Origin of the sequence: Streptomyces sp. NPDC096046 (assembly GCF_040303285.1) — a bacterium.
Lineage (GTDB): Bacteria > Actinomycetota > Actinomycetes > Streptomycetales > Streptomycetaceae > Streptomyces.
Map to the genome: position 1 here is coordinate 81,560 of NZ_JBEOSZ010000026.1, position 18,165 is coordinate 99,724.

The following is an 18,165-nucleotide window of genomic DNA, read 5'->3' on the forward strand; positions in this document are numbered from 1 at the left end:
AGGCGGGGGCGGCCCGGACCGCTGAGACCCCGGGCCGCCCCCGCCGTACGGATCAGTGCTTGCCGATCGGGTCTCCCTCGATGTCCGGGCCGCGGCCCGGGCCGACCCGGAACTCGAACTCGCCGTCGTACTTCTTGTGGCCCGCCATGACGGCCATCTCGACGGCCTCCGAGCCCATCTGCTCACGCACGATCAACGGATCGCGGCGAAGGTCGCGCATGAGGGCGACGCACATGAAGATCATTACGATGACGAACGGCGCCGCCGCGAGGATCGTGAGGTTCTGCAGACCGGTCAGCGCGTCGCCCTGGCCGCTGCCGACCAGGAGCATGATCGCCGCCACCGCACCGGTGACCACGCCCCAGAACACCACCACGAACCGGCCCGGTTCGAGCGCGCCCTTCTGGGACAGGGTGCCCATGACGATCGAGGCCGCGTCGGCGCCCGAGACGAAGAAGATACCGACGAGGACCATCACGAGCAGGCTCGTGAGCGTGGCGACGGGGAACTGCTGGAGCACGCCGAAGAGCTGGCCCTCCGGGGTCGCCTCCTTGCCGAGCCGCCCCTCCCCCTGCATCTTCATCGCCGAGCCACCGAAGATCGCGAACCAGATCAGGCTGACCGTGCTGGGAACGAGGATGACACCGCCGACGAACTGGCGGATCGTGCGGCCCCGGCTGATACGGGCGATGAACATGCCGACGAACGGCGTCCAGGAGATCCACCAGGCCCAGTAGAAGACCGTCCAGCTGCTCAGCCAGTCGGCGACGCCCTCGCCGCCGCTCGCCTCGGTCCGGCCGGCCAGCTCGGGCAGGTCGCCGAGGTAGGCGAAGACGGACGTGGGCAGCAGGTCCAGGACGATGATGGTCGGGCCGGCCACGAACACGAACAGGGCGAGCACCAGCGCCAGCACCATGTTGGTGTTGGACAGCCACTGAATGCCCTTCTCCACACCGGAGATCGCGGACGCGACGAAGGCCAGGGTCAGCACCGCGATGATCGTGACGAGCAGCCCGGTGCTCACCTCGTCCATCCACTTCAGCTCCTGCACACCGGAGCCTATCTGGAGCGCGCCGAGCCCCAGGGACGCGGCGGAGCCGAAGACGGTCGCGATGATCGCGAGGATGTCGATGGCCCGGCCGACGCCGCCGTTGGCGTTCTTCTTGCCGATCAGCGGGGTGAAGACGGCGCTGATGGTCTGCCGGCGCCGCCTGCGGAAGGTGCTGTAGGCGATGGCGAGGCCCACCACCGCGTAGATCGCCCAGGGGTGGAGCGTCCAGTGGAACAGGGTGGTGGCCATGGCCGTCTCCATGCGCTCGCCGGAGTCGGCCGGGTCGGACCCCGGCGGCGGCGTGCCGTAGTGCGACAGCGGCTCGCTCACGCCGTAGAACATCAGGCCGATGCCCATGCCCGCGCTGAACATCATCGCGACCCAGGACACCGTGCGGAACTCGGGCTCCTCGCCCTCCGCACCGAGGTGGATACGGCCGTAGCGGCTGATCGCGATCCAGAGGGCGAAGACCACGAAGCCCGAGGCGGCGAGCATGAACGCCCAGCCGCCGTTGTGCATCAGCCCGCCGAGCATGGTGGTGGAGACGTCTTCGAGCGAGTCGGTCGCCACCGCGCCCCAGATCACGAAGGCGAGGGTGAGCACCGCCGTGACGCCGAACACGATGTGGTCGGTCTGCGGCCGGTCCTGACCGGGCAGGCCCGCTTCCGATCCCGGCAGCGCGGCTCCCCCCGGGGAGTCCTTGTCGGTCGGTCGTTCTTGCGTCACAGGCGGCACCTTTCATCGGGACAGCTGGGGAGGACGCAGGCCCTCCGTAGACGCTGCTACCACGTGTGGCGGAATTTCACCCCTCTCAGCATGCGGTTTCGGATAAACCTCCGGTGAGGTGGTACTCGGCCCGGTCGTCGAGCAGCAGCGGCACCAGTGCCCGCAGGGGTTGCCGCAGGGGGACGAGCACGCCCTCGGCGTCCCGGCGCACGCGCACCCCGTGCAGTGCGAGTTCGTCGCCCACCTCGGCGTACTGGGCGGCGGTGAGGCGGTAGCCGCAGGGCGGGTTCTCGATGATGTCGGCCGGTTCGGGCGGGTCGTTGTCGGCGCCGCCGACGTAGACCGGGCCGGTGGCGGCGTGGCCCGCGAGCCGGGCCCTGTCCGTCGCTGTCGCGATGCGGTCGCGACGCTGGTCGGCGTAGCGGAACAGACCTTTGAGGGCGTCGAGTTGGGAGATGACGCGACGGCGGTTGTTCAGGGCTCCGTCCGCCTTCTCGGCCTCGGTGAGCGGGTCCACGCGGCTCTCGATGAGCAGCCCGACGGAGTGCTTCACCCCGGACATGTTGCGCAGGATGCGCTCCTGTCCGTCCCCGGCGACCTGTTTGACCGGCTCACCGGTCTCCGGGTCGGTCCAGATGCCATAGGTGCCCGTGGAGTGACCGGCCCGCTGGGCGGCGGGGCGGACGTACGCCTCGGAGAGGGTCCGCGCCTCGCCGTGGACCGCCTCGTGGGTGTTGAGGTTGCGCGGCCACAGGTCGAAGAGGTCCTTGTCGTAGAACCGGGGTGTGGCGCCGTATTCGTGCAGGTCGTAGACGATGTCGGGGCGCTGGTCGCGGATGACGGCGGCCAGGGCGCGGGCCTCGGCGGTCTTCAGGGCGAGGTGGTCGCGGTTGATGTCGAGGCCGTCGCCGTTGCCGCGGGTGCCGGCCGCCCGGCCGTCGGGGTTGGCGGTGGGCACGACCAGAACGGTGGTGTGGTCCAGGAAGTGCCGGGTGCGGCTGTCGCGGGCGTGGGCGAGGTCGCGGACGGTGGTCAGGCAGGCCTCGCGGCCGGAGGGTTCGTCGCCGTGCTGGCTGCAGACGAGCAGCACCTTGTCGGGGCTCGGGCGGTTGCCGATCCGCAGCAGGTGGAGCGGGCGGTCCTGCTTCGTCGTTCCCACGCGGGTCAGGGAGACGCGGCCACTGGACCGGTCGACGGCCCTGAGGAAGTCCTGCTCCTCGGACGGGGTGGTCCAGCGGGCGCCGTTCGACTGCTCGAAGCCGGTGCGGGGCGCCGTGCCGGGGGCCGCGTGGGCCGGTGCGGCGACCAGGGAGGCCGCGAGGGCCGCGGTGGTCACGATCAGCGCCCGGACGCGGGTGGTGTTCGGGGTCACCGGTTCGCCTCCGGGACGCGGTGCGCGGTGCGCGGCTCCCGTACGCCGTCCAGGACGGTGGCGTCGGGGGTGGCGGACGCGGCGCCCGTGGTGGCGCGGGCGAAGGCGGTGGCTCCGCCGACGAAGGGGACGTGCGCCGAGGTGCGGGAGAGGTCGAGTGTGAGGACCGGTTTGTCGGAGGGAGGATCGATGAGTCCCCGGTCGGTGCCGGCGACGACGAGTGCCAGGCGGTGGCCCTTCGGGACGACGTGGTCGGTCGCCGCGAGGTCGAGGGTGATGCTGTACCGCTTGCCCGGGGTGAGCGGGGCGCCCTTGAGGTCCGAGGCGTGGTTGCCGAGGTCCGCCCAGCCGCGGCTGACGACCGTGTAGTCGACGGCGGCGGTCTTCGCCTCGGTCTCCTTGAAGCAGGAGCCGTCGGCGGTGGTGCTCGCGCCCCAGCAGGTGCGGTCCGTGAGGGTGGTGATGCCTTCGCCGGCGTCGGCGTAGTCGCGGATGGTCGCGGGGCCGATGTCCACGAGGACGGCGGAGAGGTGGGCCGTCGGGGTGCTGGGGGTCGCGGTGACGGTGACCTCGGAGGAGCCGGACAGGCGCAGGTCGCGGGTGAGCGGCCGGGTGACGAAACCGGCCTTCTCCGGTGTCGGCCGGTCGATCCGCGCGGCCCAGTCGATCTCGCTCCGCGCGGGGTCGTCGGTGAAGTTCTCGGTGCCGTGGCCGCGGTGCAGGCCGAGGGTGCCGACGCCGGGCGTGGTGCCCCGGTCGGGGCGCAGGGTGGTGGCCCGGGTGCCGCTCGGCGGCCAGAGCGCGGAGGTCGTCCACTGGTCGGGGGCGCGCTCGATGTCGGCCATGGGCTCGCGGTCGATGCCGTTGTCGTAACCCATGAGTTCGTGGTCGAACCAGCGGTGCAGCGTCTCGACCCACTTCGCGCGCCGGAAGTCGAAGGGGTCGACGTGGCCGGTCTGCGACAGCCAGATCTTGCGGTCGACACCGTTCTTCGCGAGGGCGTCCCACCACTGGCCGACGTGCTTCATGCGGACGTTGAGGTCCTGCATGCCGTGGACCAGGAAGACGCTGGCCTTCACCTTGCGCGCGGCCTTCACGTAGTCGCGCTCGCTCCACAGCGGGGTCCGGTCGCCGGTGCGCGGGGCCCCGTCGACGAGTTCGCGCTGGACGGCGTCGCACTGGGCGCGGGCGTCGGGGCTGTTGACGTAGTCCGACAGCCACTCGGGGCCGGAGTCGTAGAGGGGGGCGCCCTGCTGGAAGTAGTAGTCGTACCAGGAGGAGATGGCGCTGATCGGGACGATGGTCTTCAGGCCCTCGACGCCGGTCGCGGCGACGCCGTTGGCGATGGTGCCGTCCCAGCTCTTGCCGATCATGCCGGTGCGGCCGTTGGTCCAGCCCGCCTGGGCGCGGGTGGTGCCGGTGCGGCTCGTGTAGGCCTTGGCTCGGCCGTTCAGCCAGTCGACGACCGCTTTCGCGGACCGGATGTCGGAGCGGCCTCCGACGTCGACGCAGCCGTCGGAGCGATTGGTCCCGGCCAGGTCCACGCCGACGAAGGCGTAGCCGCGCGGAACGAAGTAGTTGTCGTAGTACAGCGGCATCCGGGCGACACGGCCCTGCGCGTCGTACGTCTTCTTCTGGCTCTCGTTGCCCCGCCCACAGCAGGAGTAGTACGGGCTGGCGTCCATGATGACGGGGACCTTGCGGCCCTGCCGGGCGGTTTCGCGGGGGCGGACGATGTCGACGGCGACCCGGTCGGTCCTTCCGTCCCGGTCGCCGTCGAGTCCGGTGTCCACCCAGACGGCCTCGCGGATGGCGTTCCCGTACGAGTACACGGGTTCGCTCTCACGGGGGGCGGCCTGTGCGGCCGCCGGGGTGAGCAGGGTGGCCAAGAGGGCGGCGGTGGCCGCCGTCGCGAGCGGTCTCCAGGTCGTGAAGCGCGTGCGTTTCGGCATGCGCCGGACGCTACATCGGTGAACTCCCGTTCAGAAGAGGGCAGCTGACGGTCCGGCGTGTCCGGGACGAGCCGTTGGGGCGGGTGTCTCCCGCGGTGCGGGTAGGGGGTGGTGTCAGCGCCTCGGCGGTTCCGGCGGCTCGGTGTGCTGCCGCGGCTCGGCGCGCTGCCGCAGACGGCCGGTCCGCTCGACGGGTCACGGGCCCGCTCGCGTGAACAGCACGAGCTGACAGCGCGTTCAGCTTGTGGAGGTGCGTGCGGCCGGGACGGTACGCGTGTGCGTACTGCGGGCCCCGGCCGACGCGCCGGGTGGCGCGCGCGGCACCCCTCACCCGGTGCGCCCTGGCACCAGGTCTGCCGTTCCCGGGCATCGCACGCGCGGGCCCGCTTCCTTCCTCCCTTGGACCTCCCTTCGGACTACGGTGGGTCGTGCGCCGGGCCCGTCGGTCCGGCGGCGTTGTCGGGCTGACCGAGGAGCCGGGCGTGCGGGACGTGGGGATCGTCGAGGCACCCTCCGTGCTCGGGCTGCGTCCGACCGGGGTGGAGGAACTGCCGGGCGCGCTGCTCGGGGCCGGGCTGGCCGAAGGGCTCGGGGCCGCGCGGGCGGGGCGGGTGGAACCGCCGCCGTACGACTCCGAGCGGGATCCGGAAACCGGGCTGCTGAACGCGGGCGGCATCGCCGCGTACTCCGTGGCGCTGGCCGACGCCGTGGGCGAGGTCCTCGCCCACGGGCGGTTCCCCGTCGTGCTCGGCGGCGACTGCAGTGTGCTGCTCGGCACCCTGCTCGCGCTGCGCCGCCGTGACCGGCACGGTCTGCTCTTCCTCGACGGGCACAGCGACTTCTACCAGCCCTCGGCGGAGCCGGCCGGCGAGGTGGCCTCCATGGAACTCGCCCTGGCCACCGGGCGCGGCCCGCGCGTGCTGGCCGACCTGGAGGGCCGGGGCCCGCTCGTGCGGGACGAGGACGTCGTCGCCCTGGGGTTCCGGGACGCGGAGGAGTCCGCGGCGTACGGAATGCAACCGCTGCCGTCCGGGCTGCACGCGATGGAGCTGGACACCGTGCGCGCCCTGGGGGCGGCCGAGGCGGCCCGGCGCGCCGTCCGGCTGCTGACCGGGGACGGGGCGGGGGCGGGGTACTGGGTCCATCTCGACGTCGACGTGCTGGACGACGCGATCATGCCCGCCGTCGATTACCGGCAGCCGGACGGTCTGACCTGGCAGGAACTGGAGACGGTACTGCGTACGGCCCTGTCCGGCGGCGGTGCCGTCGGCCTGACCGTCGCGATCTTCAACCCCCGGCTGGACCCCGGCGGCACCCTTGCGCGGGCCCTCCGCGACCGCCTGGTGCGGGCCTTCGACAGCCAGGGCTGAGCCGACCGGTCCCTTGAGTCCCTTGACGCCCCTCAACGGCGGAACGGTGGCGTCACCCGGACGTACGTGATCCCCGGCATGACGCCACCGTGGACGCGGCGGCTCACGTCACAGAACACTCCTTCTCACACGGCCTTCACCTTCGGCCCCGGAGGTTTCACAGCGCTGGTGAGACAGCGATACTGCTGCACATGACGACCGACACCGAGGAGCCGACCCTCACGATCGACGAGTTGGCCGCCCGGGCCGGTGTCACGGTGCGCACGGTGCGCTTCTACGGCACGAAGGGGCTGCTCCCGCCGCCGGCCCTCGGTCCCCGGCGCGTGGGGCACTACGGGCAGGAGCATCTGGCCCGGCTGGCGCTGATCGAGGAGTTGCGGCAGCAGGGCATGACGCTGGCGGGCATCGAGCGCTATCTGCGCCGGTTGCCGCCGGACCTCAGCCCGCGCGACCTCGCCGTTCACCGCGCGGTGGTCGCCTCCTGGGCGCCGGACGCCGTCGAGACGGTCACGCGGCACGAACTTCAGCGGCGGGCCGGGCGGCCGCTCGGCGGCGAGGACGTCGAGCGGCTGGTCGCGATGGGCGTGCTGCGGCCGGCGGACGGCGACTACGAGGCGGATCTCGGTCTGCTCCGGCTGGGTGTCGGGCTGTTGGACGTGTCCCTCTCCCAGGAGGCGATCTTCGCGGCGCGCACGGTTCTCATCGAGCACGCGCGCGCCGCGGCCCGGGAACTCTCCCAGCTCTTCCGCGGCGAGGTGGCGGAGCGTGACGCGCGGGACGTGCGGTCCCTGTCGGCGCACATGCAGCCTTTGGTGGTGCAGGCGCTCCTCACCGCTTTCCAGCGGTCGCTGAAGGAAGAGCTGGGAGAGTGGCTCACCGAGGCGTCACGGGAGTCAGGCGCGGGCTGAGTCGGCGAACCGCTCCCCCTTCTCCGCCTTCTCCACCAGCAGCGCGGGCGGGGCGAAGCGCTCCCCGTACTGCTCGGCGAGTTCACGCGCGCGTGCCACGAAGCCGGGCAGGCCGCCCTCGTAGCCGTTGATGTACTGGAGCACGCCGCCGGTCCAGCCCGGGAAGCCGATGCCGAAGACGGAGCCGATGTTGGCGTCGGCGACCGAGGTCAGCACGCCCTCCTCCAGCAGCCGGACGGTGTCCAGCGCCTCGGAGAACAGCATGCGTTCCTGCATGTCCCGGAACGGGATCCGGTGCCCCGGCCGGGTGAAGTGCTCGCGCAGTCCGGGCCAGATGCGGGTGCGCTTGCCGTCGTCGCCGTAGTCGTAGAAGCCGGCGCCGCCGCTGCGGCCCGTGCGGCCGAACTCGTCGACCATGCGGTCGATGACGGCCTCGGCCGGGTGGGCCGTCCAGGTGCCGCCCGCCTCCTCGACCGCCCGCTTGGACTCGGCCCGGATCTTGCGGGGCAGCGTCAGCGTCAGCTCGTCCATCAGCGACAGCACCTTGGCCGGGTAGCCGGCCTGGGCGGCGGCCTGTTCGACCGAGGCGGGCTCGATGCCCTCGCCGACCATGGCGACGCCCTCGTTGATGAAGTGGCCGATGACCCGGGAGGTGAAGAAGCCGCGCGAGTCGTTGACGACGATCGGCGTCTTGTTGATCTGCCGGACCAGGTCGAAGGCGCGGGCCAGCGCCTCCTCGCCGGTGCGCTCGCCCTTGATGATCTCCACGAGCGGCATCTTGTCGACCGGCGAGAAGAAGTGCAGGCCGATGAAGTCGCCCTGGCGCTCCACGCCCTCGGCGAGCGCGGTGATGGGCAGGGTGGAGGTGTTGGAGCACAGCAGCGCGTCGGGCCCGACGACGTGCTGGATCTCCTGGAAGACCTTGTGCTTGAGGGACGTGTCCTCGAAGACGGCCTCGACGACGGCGTCGCAGCCGGCCAGGTCCCGGACCTCGGCGGTGGGGGTGATGCGGCCGAGCAGCGCGTCGGCCTTCTCCTGGGTCGTGCGGCCCTTGGCGACGGCCTTGGCGCACAGCTTCTCGGAGTAGCCCTTGCCCTTGAGGGCCGCCTCCGGGGAGACGTCCTTCAGGACGACGTCGATGCCGGCGCGGGCGCAGGAGTAGGCGATGCCGGCGCCCATCATGCCGGCGCCGAGGACGGCGACCTTGCGGACCGTGCGGGGCTCGATGCCCTTGGGGCGGTTGGCGCCGGAGTTGACGGCCTGGAGGTCGAAGAAGAAGGCCTGGATCATGTTCTTCGACGTCTGGCCGGCCGCGAGGTCCACGAAGTAGCGGGCCTCGATGACCTGGGCGGTCTCGAAGTCGACCTGGGAGCCCTCGACGGCGGCGGCGAGGATGTTGCGCGGCGCCGGGTAGGGCGCGCCGCCCGTCTGCTTGCGCAGGGTGGCGGGAAAGGCGGGCAGGTTCGCGGCGAACTTGGGGTTGGCCGGTGTGCCGCCGGGGATGCGGTAGCCGGGCTTGTCCCAGGGCTGCTGGGACTCGGGGTTGGCGTCGATGAAGGCGCGGGCCTTGGCGAGCAGTTCCTCATGGGTGGCGGCCACGTCGTCGACGAGGCCGTTCTCCAAGGCGCGGCGGGGGCTGTACTGGGTGCCCTGGAGGAGGACCTTCAGCAGGGCGTCGGCGATTCCCAGCATGCGCACGGTGCGGACGACGCCGCCGCCTCCGGGGAGCAGGCCGAGGGTGACCTCGGGGCAGCCGATCTTGGAGCCGGGCGCGTCGAGGGCGACGCGGTGGTGACAGGCCAGGGCGATCTCGTAACCGCCGCCGAGGGCCGCGCCGTTGAGGGCGGCGACGACCGGCTTGCCGAGGGTCTCGATGCGGCGCAGGTTCCGCTTGATGGCCATGCCGCCGTCGAACAGCTCCTGGGCCGTCTCGGGCGTGACGCGGATGAGGTCGCGCAGGTCGCCGCCCGCGAAGAAGGTCTTCTTCGCGGAGGTGATGATGACGCCCCGAATGGAGTCCTTCTCGGCCTCCAGGCGGTCGGTGACGGCAGCGAGCGAGTCGCGGAACGCCTGGTTCATGGTGTTCGCGGACTGGTTCGGGTCGTCGATGACGAGGGTGACGAGGCCGGTGCGGTCCTGTTCCCAGCGGATGGTGGTGGGCTCAGTGCTCATGTGGAGGTGCTCCGTGTGATCCGTCGGGAGGGGGTCAGATGCGCTCGACGATGGTGGCGACGCCCATGCCGCCGCCGACGCACAGCGTGGCGAGGCCGTAGCGCTTGTCCTGGCGCTCGAGTTCGTCGACGAGGGTGCCGAGGATCATCGCGCCGGTGGCGCCGAGGGGGTGGCCGAGCGCGATCGCGCCGCCGTTGACGTTGACCTTGTCCAGGGACAGGCCCATGTCCCGTACGAAGCGCAGCACGACCGCCGCGAACGCCTCGTTGATCTCGACGAGGTCGATGTCGTCGATGGCCAGTCCGGCCTTGGCGAGGGCCTTGCGGGTGGCGGGGGCGGGGCCGGTGAGCATGATGGTGGGCTCGGAGCCGGAGACGGCGGCGGAGACGATCCGCGCGCGGGGCGTGAGGCCGTAGCGCTCGCCGACCTCCTTGGAGCCGATCGCGACGAGCGAGGCGCCGTCCACGATGCCGGAGGAGTTGCCCGCGTGGTGGACGTGGTCGATCTTCTCCACCCAGTGGTACTGCTGGAGGGCCACCGCGTCGAAGCCGCCGAGTTCGCCGATGTCCGCGAAGGACGGCTTCAGCTTGGCGAGGGAGTCGGCGGTGGTGCCGGGGCGCGGGAACTCGTCGTGGTCGAGGACGATCAGACCGCTGCGGTCCTTCACCGGGACGACGGACCTGTCGAAGCGGCCGTCCTTCATGGCGGTGGCGGCCCGCTCCTGGGAGAGGGCGGCGTACTCGTCGACGTCGCGCCGGGAGAAACCCTCGATGGTGGCGATGAGGTCGGCGCCGATGCCCTGCGGCACGAAATTGACCTGGAGGTTGGTCATCGGGTCGTTGAACCAGGCGCCGCCGTCGGAGGCCATCGGCACCCGGGACATCGACTCGACGCCGCCCGCCAGGACGAGGTCCTCCCAGCCGGAACGGACCTTCGCCGCGGCCAGGTTGACGGCCTCCAGTCCCGAGGCACAGAAGCGGTTCTCCTGCACTCCGGCCACCGTGTCGGGCAGACCGGCCGCGATCGCCGCGATCCGCGCGATGTCGGAGCCCTGGTCGCCGACCGGGCCGACGACCCCGAGGACGATGTCGTCGACGGCGGCCGGGTCGAGGTCCGGGAAGCGGGCGCGAATCTCGTGGATGAGTCCGACGACCAGGTCGATGGGCTTGGTGCCGTGCAGGGCGCCGCCTGCCTTGCCGCGCCCGCGCGGGGTGCGGATCGCGTCGTACACGTACGCTTCGGTGCTCACGAGGAGGCCTTTCACTGAGGGTTTCGGGACCCGGGGAGGAGCCCGGGGACGTCCCAGTCCCGGGCGACGTCCGCGGTGTCGGCGCCCGGCCGGGCCGGGCCGGTGCGGACGGAGGTCGGGGTCGCGGAGAAGCGGGGTGCCGGGGCGGGCTGGGTGATGCCGCCGTGGTCGGTGAAGGTGCCGCGGGCGGCCAGGTGCGGGTGGTGCGGGGCCTCGCGCAGCGACAGCACGGGCGCCACGCACGCGTCGCTGCCGTCGAAGACGGCCGTCCATTCGTCTCTGGTCCGGCTCTTGAAGCGGGCGGCGATCTCTTCGCGCAGCTCGTCCCAGCGGGCGATGTCCGTGCGGGCCCCGGTGCGGTCGCCGAGGCCGAGGAGGGCGAGGAACTCCGCGTAGAACTGCGGCTCCAGGGCACCGACGGCCATGTACCGGCCGTCGGCGGTCTGGTAGGTGCCGTAGTAGGGGCAGCCGCCGTCCAGGAGGTTGGCGCCGCGGTGGTCCTGCCAGCCACCGGCGGCGAGCATGCCGTGGATCATCGTGGCGAGATGGGCGGTGCCGTCGACGATCGCGGCGTCCACGACCTGGCCGGTGCCGCTCGCGCGTGCGTGGTGGAGGGCGGCGAGAACGCCGACGACCAGGTACAGGGAGCCGCCCGCGTAGTCGCCGAGGAGGTTGGCGGGGGCGGCGGGCGGCTCGTCCGGTCGGCCGGTCATGCCGAGGGTGCCGGTGGGGGCGATGTACGCGATGTCGTGTCCGGCGCGCTGGGCGAGCGGTCCGTCCTGGCCCCAGCCGGTCATCCGGCCGTAGACGAGGCGCGGGTTGCGGGCGAGGCAGGCCTCGGGTCCGACGCCGAGGCGTTCGGCGACGCCGGGCCGGTAGCCCTCGACGAGGAGGTCGGCTCGGGCGGCGAGGGCGAGCACCTGGTCCGGGCCGTCCGGGGCCTTCAGGTCGACGACCACCGAGCGCTTGTTGCGGTTGGTGATGTCGTACGCCGGGTCGATCGCGAGTACGGGGCCGCCCGGGCGGTCCACGCGCACCACGTCGGCCCCGAGGTCGGCCAGGAGCATGGCGGCGAACGGGCCGGGCCCGATACCCGCCAGCTCGACCACGCGCACGCCGGTGAGCGGGCCGTGTCCTGGCGTCCTTGCCGTGGTCATCCCGCCCCCAGTGCTGTGACACATCTGATGTAACACCCGTGATGCTAAGAACGTGTTCCACTCGGCACAAGACCTGAACGAGCAAGCGCTTAGCAATCTGCCGGACGAGGTCAGCCCGCGTCCAGCTCGACTATGAGCCGCTTCGGGGCGATCACCCGGTAGCTCTCCTCGACCCAGTCGCAGAGCACCTCCGCGGCCGGGGCACCCTGCCCCTCCAGGGGGATGCTCACCCAGCCCGCCTTGCCCAGGCCGTAGCCGGCGGGCTCGGCGCCGGGGCAGGCCAGCGCGTGCGCGTGCGCCGTCTCGTCCTTGAGCTTCACCGTCACCCCCAGGGGGTAACTGCCGTCCTGGACCCCGAGGAAGACGAACACCTTCTTGTTGACCTTCGCGACGGACTCGCCCCAGGGGAACTCCTCGACGGCATCCGGCAGGCCCAGCGCGAACGCGCGCACTTCCTCCCACTTCTTCAGGGCATTCCTGGGCACGGCCATCGTCGTCCTCCGGGCTCGTCATCGGGCTCCGCACCCCTCACGCTAGCCTCGGCCACCGACAGCGGCACGGGCTGCACGACCGAGGGGTGTCATGAGCAGGCAAAGCAGGACGGACCGTCCGTACGACATCGCGCTCTTCGGAGCGACCAGTTTCGCCGGGGCGCTCACCGCGGAGTACCTGGCCGCGCACGCGCCCGAAGGACTGCGCTGGGCGATCGCGGGCCGCGACGCCGGGAAACTGGAGCGCTTGCGGGCGCGGCTGCCCGCCGACGCTGAAGTGGGGGTGCTGCGCGCGGACGTGTCCGACCCGGCCTCGCTGCGCGACCTCGCCGAGCACGCGCGCGTCGTGGCCACGACCGTCGGCCCGTACGTGACCTACGGCGAGGAACTCGTCGCCGCCTGCGCCGACACCGGCACCGACTACCTGGACCTGTGCGGCGAGCCGGAGTTCGTGGACCTGATGTACGTCCGGCACGACGCACGCGCACGGGAGAGCGGGGCGCGGCTGGTGCACGCCGCCGGATTCGACTCGATCCCGCACGACCTGGGCGTGTACTTCACCGTGCAGCAGCTGCCGGAGGACGTGCCGCTGGACGTCGAGGGCTTCGTGACCGCCGACGCGGCGTTCTCCGGCGGGACCTTCGCCTCGGCCCTCAACCAGTTCGCACGGCAGCGGGAGATGGCGGCGGCCGTACGGGACCGGCGGCGGCACGAGCCGCGGCTGGTGGGCCGGCGGGTCTCGGCGCCGCTCGGCGCGCCCCGGTTCGCCCAGGAGGTCGGTGCGTGGGCGCTGCCGATGCCGACCATCGACCCGCAGATCGTGCGGCGCTCGGCGTCGGCCCTCGACCGGTACGGGCCCGACTTCCGCTACCGGCAGTACGCGGCCGTCCGGCGCCTGCCGGTCGCCGTGGGCGGGGTCGCGGCGGTCGGCGCGCTGGTCGCGGCGGCCCAAGTGCCGCCCGCGCGGCGCTGGTTGTCGGACCGGCTGAAGCCCGGGGACGGGCCGAGCCCCGAGAAGCGGGCGAAGAGCTGGTTCTCCGTGCGCTTCGTGGGTGAGGGCGGCGGCAAACGGGTGTACACGGAGGTCTCGGGCGGCGACCCCGGCTACGACGAGACGGCCAAGATGCTCGCCGAGTCGGCACTGTGCCTGGCCCTGGACGACCTTCCGAACACGGCGGGCCAGGTGACCACGGCCCTGGCGATGGGCAACGCGCTGATCGACCGGCTCGGTGCGGCGGGCATCCGCTTCCGGATCGCGGCGGCCCGCTGAGGGTCCTACAGCGGCCACTCGGCGATGGTGTAGATCATCCCGGCGATCCAGCCGAGCCCGGCCAGCACGGCGAGGATCAGCCCTGTGGTGACGGCCCGCTCGACGCTCTGGGTCGGGCCGGCGACTGGCTTGGGGGCGCGGTGCGTTGTCATGCGCCCCAGCCTGCCGCCGGGTCCGCGGCCGGGCATCCGTACGGGTACTCAGCCGCGGTACTCAGATCGCGCCGCCCGGCGCACCGCCGGGGGCGTGCGGTCGGTCAGGCGGGGCCGGCCTGCCGCAGCGCCTCGCGGCACAGCGCGTCCGCCCTGCGGGTGGTCTCCGGGAGACGGTAGGCGGGGGTCAGCGCGAGGGTGTGCGCACAGGCGTCGTCCAGCGTCACCCGGTGGCCGACGGAGACGAAGACGGGCTTGACGTCGTCCCGGGTGCGCAGAGCGCGGCCGACCTCCTCGGACCCGGCGATCAGCGGCGAGGTGCTCCCGCGCGGGGTGTCCGGGTCGTCGTAGGTGAAGGCGAACGGGTTCTTGGCGACGCCGATCGTGGGCAGGCCGGTCAGGACGCCGAGGTGGCTGGCGAGGCCGAAGCGGCGGGGGTGGGCGAGTCCATAGCCGTCGCAGACCACCAGGCCGGGCGGGCAGGGCAGGGCGGCGAGGGCGGCGAGGACCGCGGGGATCTCACGAAAGGCCAGCAGCCCCGGTACGTAGGGGAAGGAGACCCGCCCCACGGCCGTGGCCTGCGCGACGGCCTCCAGACTCGACGCGTCCAGCACGACCGCCGCGGCCGCGACGACGTCCCGCTCGTCGTCGTAGGCGACGTCGACCCCCGTCACCGTGCCCGTCCCGGGCGGCGGTCCGGGTTCGCCGAGGATCACGCGCTCGCGCAGTTCGTCCTGGACGGCGCGGGCCTGTTCCTCGGTGGCGGGCCAGTCCTCGGGGATGCGTACGGTCGTCATGGTGCCCTGAGCCTACGGGCTGCCCGGCGGCCGGACGGGTGACCGGGGGTAGGCTCCCGCTCATGTTCGTGCTGGAGCTGACGTACACCGCCCCGCTGGAAGCCGTCGACGCCGTGCTGGAGGAGCACGTCGGCTGGCTCGACGAGCAGTACCGGCAGGGGGTGTTCCTCGCGTCCGGGCGCAAGAGCCCCCGCGACGGCGGGGTGATCATCGCCGTCGCGGGGGATCGCGCGCGGATCGAGGCGATCACCGCCGAGGACCCGTTCGTCACCGCGGGCGTGTGCGCCTACCGCGTCACCGAGTTCACGGCGACGAAGACGGCACCCGCGCTGGAGGCCTACCGGGAGACCCTCTGAGGCGTCCGCCTCACTTGCCCAGTGCGCGCTGCAACTGGCTCTTGTTCATGCTGGAACGGCCTTCGACGCCCTTGCGCTTGGCCTCCTGGTACAGCTGGTCGTAGGTGGGCCCCTGGGAGCCCTGGCCCGACCGCTGACCGCCCCGCTTGCCGGAGGACATGTCCTGGGTGGAGGTGCGGCTGGCCGTCTTCGACTCGCCGGAGCGGGCGCGTTCCTTGTTCACCGTCCGTGCGGCGATCTCCTTGGCGCGGCCGGTGCTCTCGCCCCGGTCCTTCGCGCTTTCCTTGATGTGCTCGTACTGGCGCTCCCGTTTGGAGCTCGAACCGCGTGGCATTCTCGCTCACTTCCTTTCACGATCAGTGAACGAGTACCCACCCTGCCAACGATCAGGGCACCCCGCATGCTCAGTGCTCCAGGCGGGCAACCCGGCCCTTCTCGCCCGCGGCCCAGCAGCCGTGGTCCGGGGTGCAGTCGACGGTGTCGTAGGAGCCCGTGTCGACGGTCCGCCAGGTACGTCCGGCGTCCGTGGTGAGGTCGGTGCCGGTGGGGCCGACGGCCAGAGCGGCGGTGCGGCTGTGCGGGAGCCAGGCGACGCCGGAGCGGTAGGCGGGCGGGGAGGTGGCGGCCGGGCGCCAGGTGCGGCCGCCGTCGGAGGTGCGCGCGGCGGCGCGCGGTGAGCTCTGGTCGGGTCGGAAGTCGCCGCCGACGGCGAGACCGCGGGCGCGGTCGCGGAAGGCGAGCGCGAAGACACCGCGGGCCGGATCGCCCGCCGGGAGGGGAGCCTCGGCGGCCGTCCAGGTCCGTCCCCGGTCGGCGGAGTGCAGCACACGCGCGCGCGCCGCCCCGCCGGTGGCGAGCCAGACGTCCCTCGGCCCGGACGTGACCAGGCACTGGCCGCTCGCCGCGAATCCGGCCTCCCCCTCCTGCGCGGCCGGCATGCCCCGGTCCGGCACCATCTTCCAGGTCCGGCCGCCGTCGCCGGTCGACAGGATGCGGAACTTGCCGTTCACCGGGTCGCTCATCGCGAGGCCGTGGCGGTGGTCGAAGAAGGCGAGGCAGTCGTAGAAGGCCTTCGGGTCGGTGTTGCGGAAGGACTCCGTCCAGGTCGCTCCGCCGTCGTCGGTGCGGTAGACGCGGGACGCCTCGCCCTCGCCGATGGCCAGGACCACGGCCCGGCGCGCGTCGAACGCCTCGACGTCCCGGAACTGCAACTCCCCCGCGCCGGGGGGCGAGACGTTCCGCCAGGTCGCTCCGCCGTCGGTGGTGCGCAGCACGGTGCCCCCACTCCCGGCGACCCAGGCGGTGTTCCGGCTGACCGCCGCGAGACCCCGGAAACGTGCCTCCGGAGCACCGGTGTCCTTGAGTTCCCAGTGCGGCGCCCGGCGCTCCGGCTCGTGCGCCTGCGCCGGTACGGCGGTCAGGGCCGCCAGTGCCGCGGCGCAGGCCGCCATCGCGGTCGCCCTGCCCCGAGTTCGTCCCGTGCGTCGCGTGCTCCCCATGCGCCTCATGGCCGGGGAAGCTAGCCCACCGCCCGGGTGCCGTCCAGACGGCCTCACGGCTGCTCCGGATGGTGTGGCGGGTGCCACACGTGCCCTCCCCGGCGCACGAGGAGAGCCACGTCACTCCCGTGCATGAACACGGTGACAGAGGTCACTCGCACTTCGTGTGCACGGATTGGCTGATTCCGTCGTCTCTTCCAGTGCCCGGCCTCATCCGCCCGGACGTGTCCGTCCAGCCGTCACAAGGGAGCAAGGCGTTGTCCATCGTCATCGAGCAGCCCGTGGAGGCCCGCCTCGTCGCCGCCGCGCCGCGTATGCCGAGCATTCCCGCGACGCTGCACTACGACCGGCGTGATCCTTTCGCCGTCCGCATGACCTTCCCCGCCCCGGCCACGCTGGAGGGCGTCGAGGTCTGCTGGACCTTCTCCCGTGAGCTGCTCGCCGCGGGCCAGAGCAGCGCCGAGGGGCACGGCGACGTACGCGTGCGGCCCTACGGTTACGACCGCACGGTACTGGAGTTCCACGCCCCCGAGGGCACCGCCGTGGTCCACGTCCGTTCGAGCGAGATCCGCCGGTTCCTGGAGGCCACGAGCGAACTCGTGCCCGTCGGCCTGGAGCACCTCCAGCTGGACCTGGACCACGGTCTCGCCGAGCTGATACGCGACGCGTGCTGAGCTGACTGGCCCCGCGCCAGGAGGGCGGGGAGCGGGTGCCGGGGCGCGCGCTCAGCCGCCTGCCGTCGGTGCGGGGGCGGACCCGGTCGTCGTGGTCACCGCCGTACTCACCTCGCGGACCACCCTCCGCGGCCCGGGCCCCGCCGCCCCGGCGCGTTCGAGCAGGTCCTCCAGCCGCCGCGCGTGGACGCGCACCTCCCGGTCCGGCAGCAGCCCCGCCGCGGCGGCGAGTGCGACGACCGCCGCGTCCCGCCCGGAGACCTCGGCGACCTCGCCCCGCAGGACGTCCCGCACCTCCTCCCGCAGCGCCTCCACGACGGCGAGCCGCTCCAGCGCGTACTCCACGGAGGGGAACATGCCGAGCACCCGGCGCTTGTCCGCCCGCAGGTACCCCTCGGCCACCAGTTGTTCCCGCGCGGCGTCGAAGGTCACCCGCGCCCGCAGCTTCACCCAGGTCCGCCAGGAGTGCGGGCACGACTCGCGCACGAGGTCCAGCAGCCCGTCGAGGACCGCGTCACCCGCGCTCGCGTCCAGGTCGACCGGCGTGGCGATGCCGTCCTCGTCGGTGAGCAGACCGCGCTGGGCCAGTTCGACGAGGGCGCCGGCCCGCACCAGGTCCGGCCGGTGGGCGGTGCCGCCGGCCGCGGGACGCGCGGCGTCCCAGGCCAGCAGACAGAGCCGGGCCGGCAGCGTGAGCGGGCCGTTGGGCACGGGGCCTCCTGGGGAGCGGGGAGATCGGGTCGCACGTTAATCCGTTGACAGGCTCAGAGCGCCTTCCTACGGTGTAACGCGTCCCTGTTGCCGCCGATTGGAGAAGGACGTTGCTCGTCTGAGGTCCTGAGACACCGCGTCACACCCCACGGGTGTGCGCTGCGTGCGACCTCGGCGTTCGAGCCGTCCTCCGGTGCGGGGCATTTCTCATGCCCGGGATGTGCCATGGAGCCTCCTCCCCTGGTCGCAGGTGTCTCG

General features: G+C 72.5%; 17 protein-coding genes. 5 read left to right on the forward strand and 12 right to left on the reverse strand.

The genetic code is table 11. The annotated features are described in order from the left end of the window. Nucleotides 1-52: 52 nt before the first annotated feature. The 3 genes from ABTX62_RS22785 to ABTX62_RS22795 form a co-directional block, all read right to left on the reverse strand. Complete coding sequence (locus ABTX62_RS22785; protein WP_352117889.1) at nt 53-1,777, reverse strand: BCCT family transporter; 1,725 nt, start codon at nt 1,775-1,777, stop codon at nt 53-55. A gap of 85 nt (nt 1,778-1,862) precedes the next feature. Beyond that, a complete protein-coding gene (locus ABTX62_RS22790) occupies nt 1,863-3,149 on the reverse strand; it encodes a M14 family metallopeptidase (protein ID WP_352117890.1) in 1,287 nt (428 codons plus the stop codon). Then, complete coding sequence (locus ABTX62_RS22795) at nt 3,146-5,101, reverse strand: Xaa-Pro dipeptidyl-peptidase (RefSeq protein WP_352117891.1); 1,956 nt, start codon at nt 5,099-5,101, stop codon at nt 3,146-3,148. The genes ABTX62_RS22790 and ABTX62_RS22795 overlap by 4 nt, the downstream gene beginning before the upstream one ends. 482 nt (nt 5,102-5,583) lie before the next feature. Here ABTX62_RS22795 and ABTX62_RS22800 point away from each other — a divergent pair, with 482 nt between their 5' ends. Beyond that, nucleotides 5,584-6,471: an arginase family protein gene (locus ABTX62_RS22800; RefSeq protein ID WP_352117892.1), complete on the forward strand. Its 888-nt coding sequence runs from the start codon at nt 5,584-5,586 to the stop codon at nt 6,469-6,471. 191 nt (nt 6,472-6,662) lie between these two features. After that, the gene (locus tag ABTX62_RS22805; protein ID WP_352117893.1) at nt 6,663-7,379 is read left to right on the forward strand and encodes a MerR family transcriptional regulator; all 717 of its coding nucleotides are present in this window, start codon (nt 6,663-6,665) and stop codon (nt 7,377-7,379) included. Here ABTX62_RS22805 and ABTX62_RS22810 read toward each other — a convergent pair. The 4 genes from ABTX62_RS22810 to ABTX62_RS22825 form a co-directional block, all read right to left on the reverse strand. Further along, entirely contained in the window at nt 7,365-9,551 is a 2,187-nt protein-coding gene (locus tag ABTX62_RS22810; RefSeq protein WP_352117894.1) for a 3-hydroxyacyl-CoA dehydrogenase NAD-binding domain-containing protein, read from the reverse strand. The genes ABTX62_RS22805 and ABTX62_RS22810 overlap by 15 nt on opposite strands. A gap of 34 nt (nt 9,552-9,585) precedes the next feature. Beyond that, nucleotides 9,586-10,800, reverse strand: coding sequence for an acetyl-CoA C-acetyltransferase (locus ABTX62_RS22815; protein ID WP_352117895.1), 1,215 nt, complete (start codon nt 10,798-10,800; stop codon nt 9,586-9,588). An 11-nt stretch (nt 10,801-10,811) separates the two neighbouring features. Further along, a complete protein-coding gene (locus ABTX62_RS22820; protein WP_352117896.1) occupies nt 10,812-11,957 on the reverse strand; it encodes a CaiB/BaiF CoA transferase family protein in 1,146 nt (381 codons plus the stop codon). A gap of 110 nt (nt 11,958-12,067) precedes the next feature. Further along, nucleotides 12,068-12,448 (reverse strand): MmcQ/YjbR family DNA-binding protein, encoded by a 381-nt coding sequence (locus tag ABTX62_RS22825; protein ID WP_352117897.1) that lies wholly within the window; start codon nt 12,446-12,448, stop codon nt 12,068-12,070. A 91-nt stretch (nt 12,449-12,539) separates the two neighbouring features. On the opposite strand from ABTX62_RS22825, the gene ABTX62_RS22830 reads away from it, so the two are divergent. After that, entirely contained in the window at nt 12,540-13,718 is a 1,179-nt protein-coding gene (locus ABTX62_RS22830) for a saccharopine dehydrogenase family protein (RefSeq protein WP_352117898.1), read from the forward strand. Between the two features lie 5 nt (nt 13,719-13,723). Here ABTX62_RS22830 and mmpA read toward each other — a convergent pair whose 3' ends face one another. Further along, nucleotides 13,724-13,870 (reverse strand): morphogenic membrane protein MmpA, encoded by a 147-nt coding sequence (mmpA, locus tag ABTX62_RS22835; RefSeq protein WP_352117899.1) that lies wholly within the window; start codon nt 13,868-13,870, stop codon nt 13,724-13,726. 104 nt (nt 13,871-13,974) lie between these two features. Beyond that, the gene (locus ABTX62_RS22840; RefSeq protein ID WP_352117900.1) at nt 13,975-14,667 is read right to left on the reverse strand and encodes an endonuclease V; all 693 of its coding nucleotides are present in this window, start codon (nt 14,665-14,667) and stop codon (nt 13,975-13,977) included. A gap of 62 nt (nt 14,668-14,729) precedes the next feature. On the opposite strand from ABTX62_RS22840, the gene ABTX62_RS22845 reads away from it, so the two are divergent. Then, on the forward strand, nt 14,730-15,023 hold the full coding sequence (locus ABTX62_RS22845; RefSeq protein WP_352117901.1) for a YciI family protein: 294 nt from the start codon (nt 14,730-14,732) through the stop codon (nt 15,021-15,023). Nucleotides 15,024-15,033: 10 nt separating this feature from the next. Here the strand turns inward: ABTX62_RS22845 and ABTX62_RS22850 are convergent, their stop codons facing one another. Both ABTX62_RS22850 and ABTX62_RS22855 read right to left on the reverse strand, forming a co-directional pair. After that, complete coding sequence (locus ABTX62_RS22850; protein ID WP_030840999.1) at nt 15,034-15,357, reverse strand: hypothetical protein; 324 nt, start codon at nt 15,355-15,357, stop codon at nt 15,034-15,036. A 70-nt stretch (nt 15,358-15,427) separates the two neighbouring features. Then, complete coding sequence (locus ABTX62_RS22855) at nt 15,428-16,474, reverse strand: WD40/YVTN/BNR-like repeat-containing protein (RefSeq protein WP_352117902.1); 1,047 nt, start codon at nt 16,472-16,474, stop codon at nt 15,428-15,430. Nucleotides 16,475-16,779: 305 nt separating this feature from the next. Here ABTX62_RS22855 and ssgD point away from each other — a divergent pair, with 305 nt between their 5' ends. Beyond that, nucleotides 16,780-17,196, forward strand: coding sequence for a spore wall synthesis regulator SsgD (gene ssgD / locus ABTX62_RS22860; protein ID WP_352117903.1), 417 nt, complete (start codon nt 16,780-16,782; stop codon nt 17,194-17,196). 51 nt (nt 17,197-17,247) lie between these two features. Here the strand turns inward: ssgD and ABTX62_RS22865 are convergent, their stop codons facing one another. Beyond that, nucleotides 17,248-17,907, reverse strand: coding sequence for a GOLPH3/VPS74 family protein (locus ABTX62_RS22865; protein WP_352117904.1), 660 nt, complete (start codon nt 17,905-17,907; stop codon nt 17,248-17,250). Nucleotides 17,908-18,165: the final 258 nt, after the last annotated feature.